The sequence below is a fragment of the Pseudomonas sp. PA-1-6B genome, assembly GCF_021609545.1.
Classification (GTDB): domain Bacteria; phylum Pseudomonadota; class Gammaproteobacteria; order Pseudomonadales; family Pseudomonadaceae; genus Aquipseudomonas; species Aquipseudomonas fluorescens_BV.
The window spans coordinates 1-20,491 of record NZ_WJZM01000024.1 but is presented as its reverse complement, the minus strand read 5'-3'; the positions used below and the strand labels follow the sequence as shown (position 1 = coordinate 20,491).

General features: G+C 59.0%; 15 protein-coding genes. 9 read left to right on the top strand and 6 right to left on the bottom strand.

The genetic code is table 11. From position 1 onward, the window contains the following. Positions 1-33 precede the first annotated feature (33 nt). Entirely contained in the window at positions 34-1,053 is a 1,020-nt protein-coding gene (locus GIV35_RS13370) for an alpha/beta fold hydrolase (protein ID WP_236265017.1), read from the bottom strand. Positions 1,054-1,235: 182 nt separating this feature from the next. On the opposite strand from GIV35_RS13370, the gene metR reads away from it, so the two are divergent. Then, positions 1,236-2,153 carry a transcriptional regulator MetR gene (gene metR / locus GIV35_RS13365; RefSeq protein WP_003188924.1) on the top strand — a complete coding sequence of 306 codons (918 nt, stop codon included), beginning with the start codon at positions 1,236-1,238 and terminating at the stop codon, positions 2,151-2,153. A 133-nt stretch (positions 2,154-2,286) separates the two neighbouring features. Here metR and GIV35_RS13360 read toward each other — a convergent pair whose 3' ends face one another. Beyond that, positions 2,287-2,793 (bottom strand): GNAT family N-acetyltransferase, encoded by a 507-nt coding sequence (locus GIV35_RS13360; RefSeq protein WP_105225896.1) that lies wholly within the window; start codon positions 2,791-2,793, stop codon positions 2,287-2,289. After that, positions 2,790-3,200: an NUDIX hydrolase gene (locus GIV35_RS13355; RefSeq protein ID WP_060763761.1), complete on the bottom strand. Its 411-nt coding sequence runs from the start codon at positions 3,198-3,200 to the stop codon at positions 2,790-2,792. Before GIV35_RS13355 ends, GIV35_RS13360 begins: the two co-directional genes overlap by 4 nt. A 197-nt stretch (positions 3,201-3,397) precedes the next feature. Between GIV35_RS13355 and GIV35_RS13350 the strand changes: the two genes are divergently transcribed. After that, complete coding sequence (locus GIV35_RS13350; RefSeq protein WP_236265018.1) at positions 3,398-7,579, top strand: hypothetical protein; 4,182 nt, start codon at positions 3,398-3,400, stop codon at positions 7,577-7,579. Here GIV35_RS13350 and GIV35_RS13345 read toward each other — a convergent pair whose 3' ends face one another. Continuing rightward, on the bottom strand, positions 7,580-8,893 hold the full coding sequence (locus GIV35_RS13345; protein ID WP_236265019.1) for an HD domain-containing phosphohydrolase: 1,314 nt from the start codon (positions 8,891-8,893) through the stop codon (positions 7,580-7,582). A gap of 199 nt (positions 8,894-9,092) precedes the next feature. On the opposite strand from GIV35_RS13345, the gene GIV35_RS13340 reads away from it, so the two are divergent. From GIV35_RS13340 to GIV35_RS13325, 4 genes are all read left to right on the top strand, one after another. Then, the gene (locus GIV35_RS13340; RefSeq protein WP_236265020.1) at positions 9,093-10,967 is read left to right on the top strand and encodes a putative bifunctional diguanylate cyclase/phosphodiesterase; all 1,875 of its coding nucleotides are present in this window, start codon (positions 9,093-9,095) and stop codon (positions 10,965-10,967) included. A 67-nt stretch (positions 10,968-11,034) separates the two neighbouring features. Beyond that, positions 11,035-11,967, top strand: coding sequence for a cytochrome-c peroxidase (locus tag GIV35_RS13335; RefSeq protein ID WP_419789551.1), 933 nt, complete (start codon positions 11,035-11,037; stop codon positions 11,965-11,967). Beyond that, the gene (locus tag GIV35_RS13330; RefSeq protein WP_236265023.1) at positions 11,964-13,781 is read left to right on the top strand and encodes a DAHL domain-containing protein; all 1,818 of its coding nucleotides are present in this window, start codon (positions 11,964-11,966) and stop codon (positions 13,779-13,781) included. The genes GIV35_RS13335 and GIV35_RS13330 overlap by 4 nt, the downstream gene beginning before the upstream one ends. Next, on the top strand, positions 13,778-15,157 hold the full coding sequence (locus GIV35_RS13325; RefSeq protein WP_223023008.1) for an ATP-binding protein: 1,380 nt from the start codon (positions 13,778-13,780) through the stop codon (positions 15,155-15,157). The genes GIV35_RS13330 and GIV35_RS13325 overlap by 4 nt, the downstream gene beginning before the upstream one ends. Positions 15,158-15,177: 20 nt before the next feature. Here the strand turns inward: GIV35_RS13325 and GIV35_RS13320 are convergent, their stop codons facing one another. Further along, on the bottom strand, positions 15,178-15,450 hold the full coding sequence (locus GIV35_RS13320) for a type B 50S ribosomal protein L31 (protein ID WP_034126440.1): 273 nt from the start codon (positions 15,448-15,450) through the stop codon (positions 15,178-15,180). A gap of 158 nt (positions 15,451-15,608) precedes the next feature. Next, positions 15,609-16,487, bottom strand: coding sequence for a hypothetical protein (locus GIV35_RS13315; RefSeq protein WP_213153288.1), 879 nt, complete (start codon positions 16,485-16,487; stop codon positions 15,609-15,611). Positions 16,488-16,742: 255 nt separating this feature from the next. On the opposite strand from GIV35_RS13315, the gene GIV35_RS13310 reads away from it, so the two are divergent. From GIV35_RS13310 to GIV35_RS13300, 3 genes are all read left to right on the top strand, one after another. After that, complete coding sequence (locus GIV35_RS13310) at positions 16,743-18,362, top strand: FMN-binding glutamate synthase family protein (RefSeq protein ID WP_105225888.1); 1,620 nt, start codon at positions 16,743-16,745, stop codon at positions 18,360-18,362. 12 nt (positions 18,363-18,374) lie between these two features. Continuing rightward, positions 18,375-18,659 (top strand): putative quinol monooxygenase, encoded by a 285-nt coding sequence (locus GIV35_RS13305; protein WP_105225887.1) that lies wholly within the window; start codon positions 18,375-18,377, stop codon positions 18,657-18,659. Between the two features lie 395 nt (positions 18,660-19,054). Further along, positions 19,055-20,185: an OpgC family protein gene (locus GIV35_RS13300; protein WP_236265026.1), complete on the top strand. Its 1,131-nt coding sequence runs from the start codon at positions 19,055-19,057 to the stop codon at positions 20,183-20,185. Positions 20,186-20,491 lie beyond the last annotated feature (306 nt).

The window sequence follows — 20,491 nt, the reverse complement described above, 5'->3', positions numbered from 1 at the left end:
GCGTATACATAAAGGTTGCACGATACACCACCTTCACAGCACCTTCGAAGGCTCGCTCAAATCGATCTGCGCCCAGTGCGCGGCATCCTGGCGATGGGCTTGCAGGTAGGGCAACACCGCCGCCAGCAAGGGCGCCTTGAACGCTTCCTGAAAACGGTGGGCCAGGCCGGGAATCAATTTCAACTGGCTGCCCTGGATATGCGCGGCCAGGTGCACGCCGTGCATCACCGGCAGCAAGGGGTCGGCGGTGCCGTGGACGACCAACGCCGGCACGCGCAGTTGGTTGAGCAAGGGCACACGGCTTGGCTCGGCCAGGATTGCCATGATCTGGCGCTTCACGCCTTCGGGGTTGAAGGCGCGGTCATAGGACAGCGCCGCCTGCTGCAGCAACGCCTGGCGATCATCCTTGATATCCGGGCTGCCCAACGCCGCGAGCAAGTCTGCCTGTTGCTCCAGCGCCACCTCACGGTTGGGAGCGCTGCGTCGCGAGAGCAATTGCACCAGCGCTGCGTTCGGTGCGGGCAGGCCCTCGGCGCCTGAGCTGGTCATGATCAGGGTCAGGCTTTCCACGCGCTGTGGCGCCATGGCCGCCAGGTGTTGAGCGATCATGCCGCCCATGCTCGCGCCGAGTACGTGAAATTGCTGAACCTGCAGCGCGTCCATCAAACCCAGGGCGTCATCGGCCATATCGGTCAAGGTGTAGGGCGCGGCCAACGGCAGGCCGAGCTTGTAGCGCAGCACTTCGAAGGTCAGGTTGGCGCTCGCCGGCGCCTGCCGCCAGGTGGACAGGCCGACGTCGCGGTTGTCGTAGCGAATCACCCGAAAGCCTTGTTCGCACAGGGCCACCACCACTTCGTCCGGCCAGTGAATCAACTGCCCGCCCAGGCCCATCACCAGCAGCAACGCAGGGTCGGACGCACGACCGATACTTTGATAGGCGATGCTTACCTGAGCCAGGTCGACCGTTTGGGTCGGGACATTGACATCACATCGAGACGCCGCAAAAGACGGCAGGCCGAACAGTAGAGCGGCCACTAAAAACAACGCACGCATGAAAAACACCAAAACGCAGAACCCCAGTAGAGCGCGAGTCTGATGAAGTTTGTTCAAGCGCGCTGCCACAGTTCGATGACAGTTTGATGAAGAGCGCCCAGTGGTCATGGTCGACACGCCCCACAACATGAGACAAAATCAAGCATTCCGTTTTCGTCGCAAATTTTATTCATGGAGCGCCTGTGCTCGAAATCCGTCACTTGAAAACCCTGCACGCCTTGCGCGAAGCCGACAGCCTGGTGGAAGCCGCCGAACGCCTGCACCTGACCCAGTCCGCCCTCTCCCATCAGTTCAAAGAACTGGAGGAGCGCCTGGGCATGCCACTCTTCGTGCGCAAGACCAAACCGGTGCGCTTCACCAGCGCCGGCCTGCGCCTGCTGCAATTGGCCGACGCAACCCTGCCGTTGTTGCGCGGTGCCGAGCGCGATATTGCGCGGCTGGCCGGGGGTACCGCTGGGCGCTTGCACATGGCGATCGAATGCCACAGTTGTTTCCAGTGGCTGATGCCGACCATCGACCAGTTCCGCGATGCCTGGCCGGAAGTCGAGCTGGACCTGGCCTCGGGCTTTGCCTTCGCGCCGCTGCCGGCCCTGGCCCGTGGCGACCTGGACCTGGTGGTGACCTCCGACCCGCTGGAACTGCCGGGCATCACCTACGTACCGCTGTTTACCTACGAGGCCATGCTGGCGGTAGCCAACCAGCACGCGTTGGCGAACAAGTCCTATATCGTGCCGGAAGACCTGCTGACAGAAACCCTGATCACCTACCCGGTGGAACGTGACCGCCTGGACATCTTCACCCGCTTCCTGGAACCGGCTGACGTGGAACCGGCCCAGGTGCGGACTTCGGAGCTGACCGTGATGATGATGCAACTGGTGGCCAGCGGCCGTGGGGTGTGCGGTATGCCCCACTGGGCGCTGCATGAATACAGCTCACGCGGGTATGTGAAAGCCAAGCGGTTGGGCGAGAAAGGTTTATTTGCCACGCTGTATGCCGGAATTCGCGCAGACATGCTGGATGCGCCGTATATGCGCGACTTTTTGCTGACCGCCAAGGACACGTCGTTTTCGACCTTGGATGGAGTTAGCGCGGTTCGCTGAGCTGGAGAGAACCTCATCGAGCCAGCAGATCGGGCTTGTGTGGGAGTCGGGCTTGCCCGCGATGCAGGCAACTCGGATCGCTTGTCACACCACGTAGATGCTGTCGCAGGCAAGCCAGCTCCCACCTTGGGCTTCATTCAACCCGGATTTCGCGCCACATGTGGATCTTGTCGAAGTAATCGACACCTACCCGCACCGCCAATGGCTCGAGACCGTACTGGATGAAGCCGCAGCGTTGGTAAAGTGCCAACGCCGCCTCATTTCCAGCGGTGACGGTCAGCTGGATCAGTTTCAGGCGCGGATGCCGGCGAGCCTCCTCAAGCGCTGCTTGCACCAGTTGCCGCCCCATTCCCTTCTGCTGATAAGCCTCGGTCACGTACATGCCGAACAAGGTCACCTTGTGCCGCGCCTTTTCGCGAGGCTCGTAGGCCAGGCCAACGATACCGGCCAGTCGCTCGCCATCAAAGCCGCCCAACAGGCAATCCAGCGGGCTGTCGAGACGCTTTTCCCACCAGCTCAATGGCATCGAGGCGCGCTCCGCGACACTGGACGTGAACGCTTGCGGATACGCGCCATAGGCCTCGAGCATCAATGCCCGATAGGCTTGCGCATCGTCGGCGTCCAGCGGGCGAATCATCATGCGGTAGCCAGCGAATCACGATAGAACGGCAGGATCAAATCGCGCGTCAATGGCGCCAGATGCAAGTCACCTTCGCCCATGGGATCGATCCAGCACACCTCTTCAATCTCTGCTGCAGGGGTGACGGCGACGTCGACCTGCACCTTGAACAACTCCGCCTCTACGGTAAAACCCGGTTCGTTGGCCGCGGGTGCCGAGAACTGGCCAAGATAGACGGCTTGGCTCGGATCAACGCGCAGGTTCAGCTCCTCGTGCAACTCACGGACGAGCGCCTCGGCAGGTTGCTCGCCGGCGTCGATTTTGCCGCCCGGTTGCATGAAAGCCAGGGTATTGCGCTTGCGCACAAGCAGGGTTTGACCGTCGCCACGGACCAACAGCGCGGCTGCAATGCGGATAGTCTTGGACATGGAAAGCCCTCTCTCGGATTGAAAAGCGGCCAAGGATCCCACGCGCATTCTGCACACGCAACTCGCGCGTGCAGGGCGATTTTTTCCGACATACATACACCGCAGGGTCCAGTTTCGGCCACCCTAAACTCGCAAACTCATATTCAGCAGGGCTCGCTGCACCTCGGTGCGCCGCGCTCTTTTATAAGAGTTTACTCATGCACAATTCATTGCCCACCCTCAAAGAATCATCCACTGACGAACCGCAACCGCTGCCGGCCGACAGCACGTCAACCCCTACCGTGCAACCGATGACGCTTGCGGTCGTGCCGCCGGCTTCACTTTCTGCCGAAGAACAACTGGCTTACCTCACCCGTGAACTCGACAAACTCAATGCACAGACCTCTGAGCTGGTAAGGCGACAGCCGAGTGTCGGCCGCGTGTACCAGCAGCAATTGGCCGAGATGTTTCCCGATGCACATCTGCCCATCAATCCCAACCAGATTTTTTATAGCCGCTATCGCGAAGACCAGGAAGGCCAAAAGCACCTGCTGTCCTGCGAACCACTGGGCTCGCTGCTGGCCACCTTACGCGCGCCTGGCGCAGAGTCTTATCTGACCCAGGAGAGCGGCGCCTTCTACCGCGAATGCAACACCCTGGACACCGATAAATTCCTCTCTGCCAATGCCTCGACGACAACCCTGGCCGCCAGGCTGGAAATAGCCATCACGTTGAGCCTGAATACATTCTGGGGGGCTGGCGAGCCCTCCCAACCCAATACGGAGGAGCAATTGGTTGCACTGCGACGACAAGTGCTGGCCCATCAACTGGCATTGCGCTCGGTGGACGGCACGTTGTCGGCGCATGCAAGGACGCTGGCGCAGAATGTGCTCAAGTACCCAAGTGCTGCGGCACGTGAACAGGTGTTTACCGTCGACAACAGGCCCACGGTGTACCGACTGGCCCTGGAGAATGGCAGTGAATTCGCCGGCGCATTCATTCTGACCCCCACGGGCACGACGCCTCTGACGGGCAAAGTGATGCTCTATAGCCCAAGCGAGGAGTTTGAGGAGTTTGAAAACCTGGCGCGTTTGAATGACACCGTCGCAGCCCGCATACAAGACGGCGCAGCGCCAGGCAAGCTGTTGATCGCAAGCCTGCCGACAGCCGCTCGTGCCGCGCTGAGCGGCTTGCCCGTACTGACGACGACCCCGTCCCAGATAGACGCTGACGTGATTGCTGACAGTGTCCGCGCATTGCGAGTCAGGCAACATTTCTCCGTTCGCGAAGCCTTGCGCAGGGAGACGTTGCCCTCCACAGGCGAGCTCGACCTGGCCGCAGACCTGGCGCCACAGTGGGATGTCGCTAATGCTTTTATGGTGCGCAACCTACGCCTGTTGACGGCCGAACCCGCATGGTTGAAAACCGCCGACGAGCAAGACCAGGCTCGGTACAGGCAACTGGAGCAAGAACTGATCGACAGCAATGAGGAACTCGCACCTCATCTTGAGAGAATCTTGACACTGGAAGCGTTCTCCCAACAGGAGACCGACAAGGTGCTGAAAAAACAGAAACCTGTGTATGCCAACGTTGATATTGACCCTTATAGAAGCCTGGTTCATCTGCGCGTCACAACGTCCTCCCGGTCGGCCGAAATGACGGGGTACCGTAACGAGGAAGCCACCATTGTCTACATCAGCGAAGACCGCAAGATCAATATCCCGCAGTGCCTGCCAGGCAAAAAACTGACGTGGGGCACCTGGCGTACCCAAACCGTGGTGGATCTGCGCACACTGGGAAGTTATACCCAACGTAATGTCGACCCATGGTCGGTGCACGGCATACATAGAACGATCAGTGCCACCGCCAACATTATTGACACAGCCGGCAACCCTCACGGAAAACTTGGCAACGATGATTTGCGCGCACTCGCAACAGAAGCTGACATTGGCCAAAAATACGATACGTATCTGCGGTCAACCTTCTCGCTGAGCAGCGGGACAAGCAGCTTCGCTACAGTCTGGCAGCGCGCCAACGCGGCAAAAATGAATAAGGACGCGCTTGAGAACCGTCTCAACCCTGACGCAGCCAAACTGTTTACATTCCAGACGCCAGGCAGTGGGTTTGACTGGATAAAAGCCGTCACTGAACACCCTGATTCAACCACCCGCCCCCGAGTCAGCGAATTCGAGATAGAGGTCAACCTGCTGGTAGTGGGCGCCGCGCAAGAGAGGGGCCAAGGCGGGCAGGTCATGCATCGTGTCCTGGTCATTCATCGAAAAGGCACCAAGCCTGACGGGGTCAGTGTGCTGTATACCCCGGATGCACCAGATGGCGTTGCCTTCCGGGAGCTGACCAAGGGGCTGGTGGAGCTGGACACGCTGAAAGCAAAACCGGAATGGCAGGCCTATTTCACTTCCCAGATGGCCACTAAGGATACGAAAGAGATCACACGGATCTTCAACGATACGCGCAGTGTGTACCGCTATACCTTGACGCCGATAACCGGCAATTTCCACGCGTACCTGTATTCGGCGCAACTGGGTTTTCAACTCGCGCACGCCGACTACCGTTCACGGAGCAATGCGCAAATTTTCCGCGAATCGGCGGTAAACGCCTTTATGTTCGGGGTGGAAACCGCCGATTTTCTGCTCGGGTTGATACCCGGCAAAACCGCCCTGTCGTTTTTGCGCCGAGCTATCAACCGCGGATTAGGCGTGGCCAAGCAGCTGGGGCGGCGCATTCCGGGGCTGGCCAGTAAAGTCGGTACGGACAGGAGCACCGCCATCGTACTGACGGGTGCCTCCCTCCGCCCGTTGGAACCCGCCTGGGTCAATGTGATGCCGTATCGGTTGCCTGAGCAAATAGAGCCGTTCTTTGACGTAGTGGAGTTTGCCGACACCCACCGATACAGACTGTCGCGCCAGTCGGGCCGCGCACCGTGTTTTTTTGATAAACACAATAACCAGTTCATCGCGATGCGCGACCCAACAGGCCGCTATCACCTGTATCAGTCCTATATAGAAGACGGCGCACGCTATGTAAAAGACCCGGCAGGTCACCACGTGGACTTTATGGTCGTACCGGGAGACGCAAAAAGCTGGAAGCCCCGTTTCGAACGAGACGCTGTGGGCGGAGGTTCCGTTCTGGGTGCCCTGCGTCCTCTCACCCCTGAACAGCAAGTGGATGCGGACCTGATCGCGGCGATGCGGCTTTTTGCAACAGAAGGGGAAATGCGGGATTTCGTGCGCGTCATAGAACAAACCGACGCTTCCCTGAAGCTCGATTTGATCACTCGCGCCCGACAACAGCTTGGCACCCTGGATGAAGCTGAATTTCGCCGCTGGATGTCGAACTCGAAAAGCTTGAGCCGAGCCAATCAAGAGAGATTACGTAGTTCCCTGTTAAACCTGCGGCTCGAACTGGCCACGGTTGAACATATACACCTGTCGACACAACATTTTGCGCAACCCCTGTCTGCGCGGGACAAGGAAGAACTGTTTAAAAAAGTCAAAAGGCTCATTGGCAAAAACGAGAACCTCGACAAACAAATCAGAACATCGATTGCCGTTGCCGACCCCGATACTGGCGCACAATTTGTCGGGTACGCCATCACCCACAAACACCAGCATGCGATGGATAAATTCGCAGCAAAATATGAACTTTATACTTGGCGGGATGCTGCACTGAAAGTGTTTGCATACAAGCCCGAACACCTCGTACGTATTAATCAACTCGCCTCAGATCTGGGAATTACACGCCAGGAGGCGATACGTCGATTCTTACTGCTGCCTGAGACAAAAAGCACCCTGGATGCCTTCATGAAGGATACCTTCAAGGCCAAGCTCGCCAAGCTTCAAGTCACCTCCTTTTCAGAGGATTTCAAAAAATCCGGTATTCCCTATATCGCCCTATCCCGAGGCCTGCATGGGGCAGATACTGGCGTAGCCATGGTAGACAGTAGAGACGTCACCGCATTCGAAAAAGCCCTGCCCAAGTTTGCAACGCCTCTGGAGTTTGAAGTCCCCCGCGTTCAAACCCATAGAGTTGAAAGGCCAGGGCCACCGCTGCCTGTCGTGCCGGAAGTCGTGCCCACTCGCGATCCGCACATCAACATCGTGAAGCTGGATGAACTGGCGCAAACCCAGAAAAAACTTCTGCCCGCCCCTGCCACCGCCAAACTTGAGGAAATCACCCAGGATATCCAAGCCGGTCGCCTCAGCCGCAAGCGAATAGGCAACTTCACCTATGTCGATCTCCCCCAGGTGCAGCCCGGCACAGGCCGTGGTCTTTGGCGCGTGGCAATTGAACAAAATGGCAAAGAAGGTGGCAAAGATGTCTACATCATCAGGGGTATCTTTGATTACCACGCCAGCAAGCACGTAGCCTGGGGCGTATAACTACAGGAGGGGCGGCACCTCGTCCGGCGCCCTGATAAACACACTGTACTTGGCGCCCTCCATCGCCTCGAACGCGATCAGCTTGTCCACCAGTGGCAGGTTCAGCACCTTGCCGGCATTGAGCAATAACATGCCGTTGTCGGCATTGAGGTTGCGCGCCAGCACCATGCCGGCTTCCAGCTCACGGGTGGAGAGGACTTTTACCGTCGGATCACCCAGGGTCACATCGCTGAGGAAGGTCGCGCAGGCTTGCACGAAATTTTCCACCAACGCAGGGTCATACAGGCGCCCGGCGTACTTGCGGATATACAACAGCGCTTCGTCGCTGTTGAGGTGTCGCTCCAGGATCAGGCCTTTCTGCAATTCGATAAAGTCCACCGCCAGCTTCAGCAGCCGTGAACCGGGCGGGATGGTATCGCCCTTGAGGTGGTCGGGAAACCCCGTGCCGTCCCAACGTTCCTGGTGATGACGAATGATCCGCGCCGCGTCCTTCATCGGCTCAAGGGTCATCAGCAGCGACTCGCTCTGCCCCGGATACTCACGGTACAAGCCGCGGTCGGTGCTGTGCAGCTTGTCCGACGGTGCAACCATCATGCTGTCGGTCCAGCTCAACTTGCCGATGTTGTACAACGCGGCGGCCATGGTCAGGTCACGGGTGCTGGATTCGTCCATGGACTGGGCGGCGCAATACACCCGGATCAACTCGATCAACGCGCGGTTGGTCTGTTTGTCCTTGGGCAAGCGCAGGTTGGCCAGCAGCGAAAACACTTCCGTGCCGGTCACATAGCTGCGCTTGAGCTCGTCGTAGGCCAGGTCGAGCATGTCGGCGGTTTGTTGCAACTCGGCGGTACGCGCCGCCACACGTTTTTCCAGGGTGGCGTTGAGTAGCTTTAGCTGTTCGGTCTGGTCTCGGGCCAGGCGTTCAAGGCGTTGGTGCTCGAGGGTTTGCTGCAACACCAGTTGCAACTCTTCGTCGTTCCAGGGTTTGCTGATGTAGCGGTGGATCTGCCCGTCGTTGATCGCCTTGATGATGGTGGTGAGGTCGGCGTAGCCGGTGAGCAGGATGCGGCTGGTGGCGGGATACAGGCGGTGGACCTCGGCCAGCAGCGTGGCGCCGTCCATGCCGGGCATGCGCGCATCGCTCATCACCAGATCGATAGGCCGGGTCGCCATGATCTCCAGCGCCTGGGCGCCGCTGGTGGCCAATACCACCTCATAGGGCTGGCCGCGCAACAGGCGGCGCAGGCTATTAAGGATCGACTCTTCATCGTCGACCAGCAAAACAGCGGACTTCGTAGCGAGTTGTTCATCCATGGCGACTCTGCCTTCAAATTAAACGAAGTTAGGCTAAATTGAATCCGCGCAATACAAAGCGCGATTGATTTGACGCCAACTGGCCGTCGATATCAAGGGAACTCAACTATGCTGCACTGCATGCTCGCGCCCCGTTCAGTTGTAGAACCAGGGAAGGAATTGTCATGCCATCAAGCCTTTTGCACGTGCCGAGTGCGCCATGAGGACGGAATCGGGCCGGGCCAACCGGCGCATCCTGATCGTGGATGACACGGCTTCGATCCACCAGGATTTTCGCAAGATCCTCTGTGCCGACGAGCATGGCGAGCCCTCCCTCGACACTTTGGAGTCCACCCTGTTCGGCACCACCGCGCCGGCGCGCCAGGCGTTTGACCTGGATTCGGCCTATCAGGGCCAGGAAGCCTTGGCGCTGGTCAAGAAAGCCCTGGACGCCCACTCGCCCTACGCCATGGTGTTTATCGACATGCGCATGCCCCCTGGCTGGGACGGCCTGCACACCATCGAACAGCTATGGGAGGCGGACCCCAACCTGCAAATCGCGCTCTGCACGGCCTATTCCGACTACTCCTTCGAGGCCATCGAAGCGCGCCTGAAATACAACGACCAACTGCTGATCCTGAAAAAGCCCTTCGACCACCTGGAAATCCGCCAGATGGCCAGCGCCCTGACCTGGAAATGGCAACTGGCCCAGGACGCGGCCCTCAAAGTGATCAGCCTGGAGCGCACCATCGAGGAACGCGTGCAGGAGCTGCTCAAGGTCTCGCACTTATTGCAATACGACGCCCTGACGGAGTTGCCCAACAGCACGTTGCTGGGCGACCGCCTGACCCAGGCGATCGCCTTGGCCCGCAGGCACGACACGCAACTGGCGGTGATGTTTCTGGGGCTCGACCGCTTCAAGCGCATCAACAACGCCCTGGGCTATCCGGCCGGCGACGAGGTGCTTGCACAGGTCAGCCTGAGCCTGGTGGCGGTGGTGCGGGCGTCGGATTCGGTGTTTCGTTATGGCTCTGACGAGTTCGTGGTGCTGCTTAACGATATCCAGCATCCCCAGCAAACCCAGCACATTGCGCAAAAGGTACTCAATGCCGTCAGCGCGACTCGCCATGTTGCGGGGCATGACCTGAGTGTGAGCGCCAGCCTGGGCATCAGCATTTATCCCGATGACAGCGACAATGCCGTGGGCTTGCTCAAGCACGCTGAAACCGCGATGCGTACCAGCAAAGAACGCGGCCCGGGGGATTTCAGCTTTTACACCGAAGACATGAACCTGCGCGCCCAGCATCAGCAAAACCTGGAAAGCGCGATCCGCCAGGCGCTGGACCGCGATGAATTTGTGCTGCATTACCAACCCAAGCTGGCGCTGGAGTCCGGGCGCATCGTCGGTGCGGAAGCGCTGACCCGCTGGTTTCGACCGCAGTCGGGTTGGGTCAGCCCGGCGGAGTTCATTCCGGTCGCCGAAGACAGCGGCCTGATCGTGCGCCTGACTCAGTGGGTACTGCGCCAAGCCTGCGCACAAGCCCAAGCCTGGCGTGAGATGGGCCTGGCGCCCCTGCGCATGTCGGTGAACATCTCGGCAATCGACTTTCGCCAACGGGACTTCGTCGACAACCTGGCCGCCATCCTGAAAGAAACAGGCCTGCCGCCCACCCAACTGGAACTGGAAATCACCGAAAGCGTGCTGATGCAGAACGTCGACGAAACCGTGGAAACCCTGCAAAAGATCAAGGCCATGGGCATCCGCCTGGCCCTGGACGACTTCGGCACCGGCTACTCCAGCCTCAGCTACCTGCGACGCTTTCCCATCGACGTGCTGAAGATCGATCAATCCTTCGTGCGCGGCCTGCGCATCAATAGCCAGGACGAACAATTGATCAGCGCTATCATCGGCATGGGCAAGAGCCTGGAACTGAACATCATTGCCGAAGGTGTGGAAACCGTCGACCAATTGAACTTCCTCAAAGCCCAGCGGTGTGAGGAGGGCCAGGGCTTTCTGTTCAGCAAGGCGCTGCCTTCGAAAGATTTTGTGCAACTGCTGCAAACGGATAGCGCGACACTGATGCCGGATCAATAAAATAAATAGCCCTGGGCCTGCAAGGAGTGCTCGCTTGAGCAATGTCGTAAACCACCGTTCCGGCCTGATGTTCGCGTTATGCCTGAGCACCGCATCGCTGTCAGCCGCACCGCTGGACGAAGCGCTCAAGCCCTTGCCGGCGGTTCCAGTACTGGAGCCGGCCAAGGTTGAGTTGGGTCGCCAGTTGTTCAATGAGCCGCGCTTGTCGGTCAACAACACCTTGTCCTGCGCAAGCTGTCACCAACTCACCAGCGGCGGCGCCGACAACAAGCCATTCTCCATTGGCTTTGACGGCAAACCGGTGCAGATCAATACCCCTTCCGTATTCAATGCCAGCCTGAACTTCAAACAGTTCTGGAACGGTCGGGTGGACACGCTGCAGGCCCAGGTCGAGCAGGTGGTGATCAGCCCGGTGGAAATGGGCAGCGACTGGAATACCGTGGTGCGCAACCTGTCCGCCCTGCCCGCCTACCAGAACGCGTTCAAACAGGCCTATCCCGATGGCGTCACCGCTTCCAATGTGCAAAACGCCCTGGCCACCTACGAGCGTACGCTGCTGACACCCAATTCGCGGTTTGACCAATACTTGCTGGGCAACACCGATATCCTGACCCGCCAGGAAAAATACGGCTACCAACGCTTCAAGGATTACGGCTGCATCGCCTGTCACCAGGGCGTGAACATTGGCGGCAATATGTTCCAGAAGTTCGGCGTGATGGGCGACTACTTCAAGGCCCGCGGCAACCCGCTGGAATCGGACCTGGGGCGCTACCTGCTGACCCAGGATGAAGAGGACCGCCACGTGTTCAAGGTGCCCAGCCTGCGCAATGTGGCCGTCACGGCGCCGTACTTCCACGACGCCTCGGCCAAGACCCTTGAAGAGGCGGTTGACGTGATGTTCAAGTACCAGTTGGGGCGCAACCCGTCCCAGGAAGACAAGGACCTGATTATCCAGTTTCTCAAGACCCTGACCGGTGAATGGGCGGGCAAGCCGTTATGAGACCCTTGTCACGCCGACGCACCAGCCAAATCCTGCTAGGCCTCATCACCCTGTTCCTGGCCTCCACCCTGGTGTTTTTGTACCTCAAGTCTTCACGCGACCAGACAGCCACTTATACCCAGTCGCGCGACTTGATCCGCCAACTACAGCAGCTCAATGCTCAGTGGGACAGCGAAGTGCTCAAGGCCCGCATCGCGATCACCCACAACTACGATCCACTTGTCACACCGCTGACCGAGATGACCCGCATCGGGGCTGAGCTGGAAAGCCGCGACACCTACCACAGCGCCGTCGACCTGCCCGGTTGGCAAGCCAGCTATGCGGCGTATCTGAGGGCCATCGAGGAAAAAGCCCGGTTGGTCGATCAGTTCAAATCCCACAACGCCGTGCTGCGTAACTCATTGGCTTTTTTGCCGACGGCCGAAGACGACATCCAGGCCCAATTCAACAGCATGACCGACGAAGGCCGGCTGCAACTGCAAAACGTGGCCACCGATACTTACGACCTGCTGCTCAGCAGCCTGGAGTTCGCCCAGGTCACCAGCGACGAACGTGCTGCCGATATCCTGGTGGGCCTGGGCAAGCTGGCCATCAACCAACAGAGTCTGCCCATTGAATTCCAGGCACCGGTGGAGATTCTCAGCAATCATATTTCGCTGATCCTGCGCGAACAGCCACTGGTCAACAGCCTGCTTGAGCAGATTGCCGCCGTGCCGGTGGCCGAACACCTTGATGACCTGACCACTCACCTCAATCAGGACCAGCAGGCTACAGACCTCATCGATCATCAGTACCATCGCTACCTGCTGATCTTCTCGACCTTGCTGGTGGTGCTGCTGCTTTACCTGGCGGTGCGCCTGTTGCGCAGTTTCGCCGAGATCAACCGAGTCAACCGAGCGTTGCAGGCCGCCAACGAAACCCTGGAACAACGAGTGGAACGGCGCACGCAACAGCTCAAGGATGCCCAGAGCGAGCTGATGAACAGCGCCCGCCAGGCCGGCATGGCGGAGATCGCCACCAACGTGCTGCACAACGTCGGTAACGTGCTCAACAGTGTGAACATCTCTGCCGACCTGGTCAGCCGCAAGCTGCGCAGCAGCAAGGCGCTCGGCCTGGGCAAGGCCATGCAACTGATCAACGCCCATCAGGGCGACCTGGGCACCTTCCTTACCGAGGATGAAAAGGGCAAGTTGCTGCCGGGCTATCTGAACCAGTTGGTCGAAGCGATTGCCCTCGAACAGCAAGGCATGAGCGATGAGCTGGTGCAGTTGAGCAAAAGCGTGGACCACATCAAGGACATCGTCTCGACCCAGCAATCCTATGCGGGTGCGTCTACCTTGCTGGAGCCGGTCAATATCAGCGCCTTGATGGACGACGCCCTGCGCATGAACGCCGGCGCGCTGAGCCGTCACCATGTCACTGTTGTGAAGGCGTACGCCCCGGTGCCGGAGATTTTGGCGGACAAGCACAGGTTATTGCTGATCATGGTCAACCTGATCAGCAATGCCAAATACGCCATGGACAAACTGTCTGAGCGCCCACGGCAAATCACCCTGGCGGTGGAATCGGTAGGTAACGAGACCCTGAAGATCACTGTGAAGGACGATGGCGAAGGCATACCACCCGAGAACATGGCACGTATCTTCACCCACGGTTTTACCACCCGCAAGGAAGGCCACGGCTTCGGCCTGCACAGCTGCGCCCTGGCCGCCGTGGAAATGAACGGCCAGCTCAGCGCCCACAGCGACGGGCCGGGCCTTGGCGCCGTCTTCACCTTGACCATCCCCCTGACCCTTGCCGGAAGCAGCTCATGAACCAACCTCCCAACCGGCGCATCCTGCTGATCGATGACACACCGTCCATTCATGAGGATTTTCGCAAGATCCTGATGCCCGACGAAGCCTCAACCGAAGCGCTGGATGAAATGGAGTCGGCGTTGTTCGGCGACACCGCCAAACCTCAAGCCCAGGCATTCGAACTGCACGGCGCGTATGGCGGCGAGGAAGGCCTGGGCTTGCTGACCAGCGCCATGGCGCAACAGCGCCCCTATGCCTTGGCCTTCGTTGACATGCGCATGCCCCAGGGCTGGGACGGCGCCAAGACCATTGAAGAACTGTGGAAAGTCGCCCCCGACTTGCAAGTGGTGGTGTGCAGCGCCTACTCGGACTATTCCTGGGATGACCTGTTGTTTCGCCTGCACGCCCACGACCGCCTGCTGATCCTGAAAAAGCCGTTCGACAACATAGAAGTCCAGCAAATGGCCAACACCCTGGCCAACAAATGGGACATGGCCCGCCGCGCCTCCTTGCAAACCTCGCAGTTGGAGCGGTTGGTGGAAGAGCGCACCCAAGCGCTGCAACTGGAAATTGAAGAGCGCAAGCACCTGGAAAGCCAACTGGTGCAGTCGGAAAAACTCGCCTCGCTGGGGCAACTCGCGGCCGGCGTCGCCCATGAGATCAACAACCCGGTGGGCTTTATTTCCTCCAACCTCAGCACCCTCGACAGTTACTTCAAGCAGCTGCAACAGATGCTCGATGCCTACCAGCGCAGCGAAGCGCACATCGGGGCGCCAGAACATCGCGAACCGCTCACGGCATTGCGTAACGAGCTGGACCTGGATTTTCTCAAGGACGACATTCCGATCCTGATCCGCGAATCCAAGGACGGCATCGGCCGTGTGGTGCAGATCGTCAAGGACCTGAAGAACTTTTCACGGGTGGATAACGACCAGACCTGGCAATTCGCCAACCTGCAGCAAGGCATCGATTCGACGCTGAACATCGTCGCCAGCGAACTCAAGTACAAGGCCGATGTGGTCAAGCACTACACGCCGCTGCCAGAAATCGAGTGCCTGGCCTCGCAACTCAACCAGGTGGTGATGAACCTGGTGATCAACGCCGCACAAGCCATGGGCCCTGAGCGCGGCACCATTACCATCAGCAACGGGGTGGACGGCGAGAACGTGTGGCTGGAAGTCGCAGACAACGGCTGTGGGATTGCCCCCGACACCGTGCAGAAGATTTTCGACCCGTTCTTCACCACCAAGCCTGTGGGCGAAGGTACCGGGCTGGGTTTGTCGTTGTCCTACGGGATCGTCAAGAAACACCGTGGCGATATCAGCGTCAGCAGTGAGGTGGGCAAGGGTACGAAGTTTCGGGTAGTACTGCCGATTCGGCAGACGGCGGCGTAGGGCACGCCGCCGAATCATGCTCATGCGTCAGCTTTTTTCGGGCTCGACCCAAACGATGCAAAACGCTTGTTGAACCCGGCAATCCGGCCTTCGGCCTGGGTCTTGCGCTGCTGGCCGGTGTAGACCGGGTGCGAGGCGCTGGAGACGTCCAGGGGGATGTAGGGATAGGTGTTGCCGTCGCTGTGTTTCTGGGTGCGATCACTGTCGGCGGTGGAACCGATGAGGAAGAACACGTCGGCGGCAGTGTCGTGGAACAGCACGGTGCGGTAGTCTGGGTGGATACCAGCTTTCATGAGGCCTCCGGGGCGTCTGGGCGCGGTTGATTTGTTATACAGTAACATAATATCGCACAGACAAACGAGAACCTATTGCAATAAAGGTATAACACGAGGGGCCTTGGGCCTTCTGGAAATCCATTTCCTGTGGCGTCCAACCATTAAACCAAACTGGCTTAACTGCTGATCTTATCCAGTGTTGACTGGGCCTCATTCGGCTTGGCTTCGTTGTTCTTCACGGCATTGATATACCCTTTAACGACGCCGACAAGATTTCCTCTCGTAGCGCTGGCGAGCGCTTCATCGAAACCATCAGCCCGAGTTTTGTCAAAACCCGCCTTGGCCCCTTTGATAGCTCCGATCACTCCCGGTTCCGAATCGCCAATACCTAGAAGAATGTTGCTGAGCCCAGGGATAAACCGGGTTCTCTTTCCAGCCTCGCCGGCAGCCCACTGCACGTTATCTTTGTTGGTGCCGTCCTTCCTGACATGGGTGTCGCTGGTACTATCCAGACGGTGATGCTCACGCAAGGCTAAATAACCCTGTTCCGTAAAGTCTTTCCACATGCCTGCAGGTGTACCGTGCCGAGCGTCGCCGCTACGGGTAATGCCTTCAAGGTCGCCATTTCCGTGGGCCTTGCCTCGGTGTTCGCCGTCAGCCGATAACGACGAATCAATATAGTTGAGCACCCGCGCAGCGTTGAAGGCTGCATCAGCCCGTGCGTCCGGGTCTTTGTTGTTACTCGTCCAATCCCCCAGAAGTTTGTAAGCCAATGAGCGATTGATATCTTTTTGATGAGCCAGGTTTTTGAGGATCGGATTATCGTTGATGATTTGTTCGGCGGTGCGGTTATCACCCGGTGGGCGGCCTGTGGCGATCTCCGGCTTTCGGCTCACATCCTGCTCGGGTTTTTCGATACCTTCCATGCGTTTGTGTTCTTGGGCAATTTGCTCCCGTAGCGGGCCGGTTAACTGGCTTTTATTCCAATCGTGGCTGGAGGGGGCAGAATTCCAGACATTGGAAAAAGCATTCCCTACCGCTATCGATGTCGTCATAGGTAAGTCACTCGTTTTGGTCGTTATAAATTCCTTCTTGATAAAGTGTCCTTACTTCACAGCGCCCGGTCACAACCAGACACTCAATGAATGGTGACGGGGCAGCAATACGTTCCTGATCAAGCTGATAGTTTTTTGTCGGTACAAATACGCAGAGGCCCAAATAGCTGACTGGACGATCAATCCTTGTCCGTGCTTTGTCGACAGGTGCAGAATGGTTAATCGACCTGAAGAGTCCGAACCCAAGGAAACCGTATGAGCCTGTCCTTGTTAAGCCGCTACGCCTTCTTTGCTGTGTGCGTCATTTTCACCCTCGCCAGCCTCCCCTTTATCGAACACGAATGGCTGTGGCCGATCACGCTGGTCACCGGTGTACTCAGCCTGATCGGCATTGTCGACCTGCTGCAAAGCCCCCATGCGGTGCGCCGCAACTATCCGATCCTGGGCAATATCCGTTACCTGGTAGAAACCATCCGCCCGGAAATCCGCCAGTACCTGCTGGAGTCTGACAGCGACGCCCTGCCCTTCTCCCGCGCCCAGCGCTCGCTGGTGTATTCGCGCGCCAAGAACGAAACGGCAGACAAACCCTTCGGCACCCTGATTGACGTATACCAGTCAGGCTTCGAATTTATCGGCCACTCCATGCGCCCTGCGCCACTGAGCGACCCCAGCAGTTTTCGCGTGATGGTCGGCGGCCCGCAGTGCACACAGCCGTACTCGGCGTCGGTGTTCAATATCTCGGCGATGAGTTTCGGCTCATTGAGCGCCAACGCGATCCGGGCACTCAACCACGGCGCCAAGCTCGGCAACTTTGCCCACGACACCGGCGAAGGCAGCATCAGCCCCTACCATCGCGAAAACGGCGGCGACCTCACTTGGGAACTGGGCAGCGGCTACTTTGGCTGCCGCACCAGCGACGGCCGTTTCGACCCCGAACGCTTCGCCGTGCAGGCTCAGAACCCCCAAGTGCGCATGATCGAAATCAAGATGAGCCAAGGGGCCAAGCCCGGCCATGGCGGGATTTTGCCCAAGCACAAGGTCACCCAGGAAATCGCCGACACCCGCGGCATCATGATGGGTGAAGACTGCATCTCGCCGTCGCGTCACAGCGCGTTTTCCACGCCGATCGAGCTGATGCAGTTCATCGCTCAGTTGCGCGAACTGTCCGGCGGCAAACCCGTGGGCTTCAAGTTCTGCCTGGGCCATCCGTGGGAATTCATGGGCATCGCCAAGGCCATGCTCGAAACCGGCATCCTTCCGGACTTTATCGTGGTGGACGGCAAGGAAGGCGGTACCGGTGCCGCGCCGGTGGAATTCACCGACCATATCGGCGTGCCGCTGCGCGAAGGCCTGCTGTTCGTACACAACACCCTGGTGGGCCTGAACCTGCGCGACAAGATCAAGCTCGGCGCCAGCGGCAAGATCGTCAGCGCCTTCGACATCGCCAGCGTCCTGGCCATCGGCGCCGACTGGGCCAACTCGGCACGCGGCTTCATGTTCGCCATCGGCTGCATTCAGTCTCAGTCATGCCACACCAACAAATGCCCGACTGGCGTCGCCACCCAAGACCCGCTGCGCCAACGTGCGCTGGTGGTGCCGGACAAGGCCCAGCGCGTGTTCAACTTCCACCGCAACACGCTGCATGCCCTGGCAGAAATGCTCGCCGCCGCCGGGCTGGAGCATCCGTCGCAGTTGTCGGCCAAGCATTTGGTACGTCGGATGTCGGCGACGGAGATCAAGCTGTTTTCGCAGTTGCATGTGTTCCTAAAGCCCGGCGAGTTGCTCACCGGGGAAGTGAACGGCGAGTTTTATTCGCGGATGTGGCAGATGGCGCGGGCGGACAGTTTTGAGCCGCATGAAATCGCTGCTGCCTGACGGAGGCCTGCCATGTTGAAAGTCATCGCTGAAGACTTTATCAAGCCCGAACATTTGGAAACCGTGCGGCCCTGGTACGCTGAACTGGTGGAAAAAACCCGCCAGGAACCGCTGTGCATCGCCTACGATCTGTTTGTCGATCAAAAAGACCCCGGGCACTTCGTCTTTATCGAACAGTGGCCTGATCAGGCAGCGCTGGATGCGCATTGCCAGACCGAGCACTTCACCCGATTGGTACCCCAGATCAATGCGTATCAGGCCAAACCGTGCAGGGTCTTGCTGATGGACGCTTTCTGAGCATACCCACTGCTCGCTGAACCGGCCCACCGACGGCATCGTTGAAACAAGGAAGTTCACGTGCCGTTATTGAAATTTGTCGCCATTGTGCGCCGCGTTAACTCTTTCGGAGAAATCACCTCCCAACGCGACAGAAAAAACCGCATGCGCAGATGGGCCCTAACCATCCCCAGGGTTAGGCCACCCATGCAGGTCATGAGCAGCAACTAGCGGCCCAAGGAAACCGGCATACCAAGCGTAAAGAGGTGGCAGGCAGCCCACACACAACTGAGACATTCAGTAATACCCAGCCTTTGCAATTGCTTACAAATTCCGCCAACCTCCGCCCGCCCGACGTGCGGCGACGCCCGCGCTCACCTATCGTCATTCAACAACTTGTTCAAGAGCCCGCTGCCATGCTGAACGGACGCGACCCGCGCATCGACTTTTTTCGGGGCCTGGCGTTGATCTTCATTTTCTGGGATCACGTGCCCCACAACCCTCTCGCCAACATCACCGTGCAGAACTTCGGGTTCAGTGACGCCGCGGAAATCTTCGTGTTCCTGGCCGGCTACGCAGCCGTGCTGGCCTACGGCAAGATTCTGCAGCGCGAGGGCTATCTCTTCGCCTGCCTGAAAATCCTGCGTCGAGTGTGGACACTCTACGTGGCGCATATTTTCCTGTTGGCGCTGTTGATGGGCATCGTGGTTTTCGCCAACAGCCATATCGAGACCCGCGACCTGGTGCAGGAGATGGGCCTGGGGCATTTTCTCGGCAATACCCAGCAGGCCTTGATGGATGAGTTGCTGCTGCGCTTCAAGCCCAACCTCACCGACCCGTTGCCGTTGTACATCGTGCTGATCCTGAGCCTGCCGCTCACCCTGCCACTGCTGGTGTATGTGCCCAACGTGATGGTGGCGATCTCGGTGGCGGTGTACCTGCTGGCGCCCTGGCAGGGCTGGAATTTGCCCGCGAGCAACGGCGGAGTGTGGTACTTCAACCCCATCACCTGGCAATGCTTGTTCATCCTCGGCGGCGCAGCCGCGTTGCGCTCACCCAGCCGCGCCGAAGCGCGGCCGTTGCTGCGCCAACCCTTGTTCGTGGCCGCTGCGCTCTACGTGTTGGTGACTTGTGTGATCACCCTGTCGTGGCGCTGGCCCGAGGTGCATGACGCCTGGATGCCACGCGTGATTGGCGAATGGCTGTACCCCATCAGCAAGACCGACCTGTCCCCGGTGCGCCTGCTGCACTTCCTGGCATTGGCCTACGTCACCGCCAAATTGCTCCCCGACGTCGGCTGGACGCAGCAGTGGCTGGCCCTGCAATTGGCGAGGATGGGGCGTTACTCCCTGGAAGTGTTTTGCCTGGGCGTGGTGCTGGCGCCACTGGCCGACATGCTCAATGCCATGGCCGGCGACAGCCTGGCGATCAGGTTATCCACGGCCTTGGCGGGCGCTGTGTTGATGGGCTTATTGGCGGCATGGCTGGACCTGAACAAGCGCCTGGACCAACGCTACGCCAGCCGCGCCGTCGTCACGACTACATAGTTAGCGACGCCGCCGGACACCGGGATGGCAACTGAACCACCGCTTTCGCAGGCAAGCCAGCTCCCACATTGGTCGGGTATTGCCCACAGGATCAACGCCCGGCACAGATCCCCCTGTGGGAGCGGGCTTGCTCGCGAAGGTGGCGGGCCAGTCAATTAATCTGCAACTGAACCACCGCTATCGCAGCATAGGTATCTACACAACTTCGGCACGACGCTAAATCTGTGGCGAGGGAGCTTGCTCCCGTGACGGCCTGGCAGCCGACACAGATATAACTGATGCCCCGCGATCCAATGTGGGAGCTGG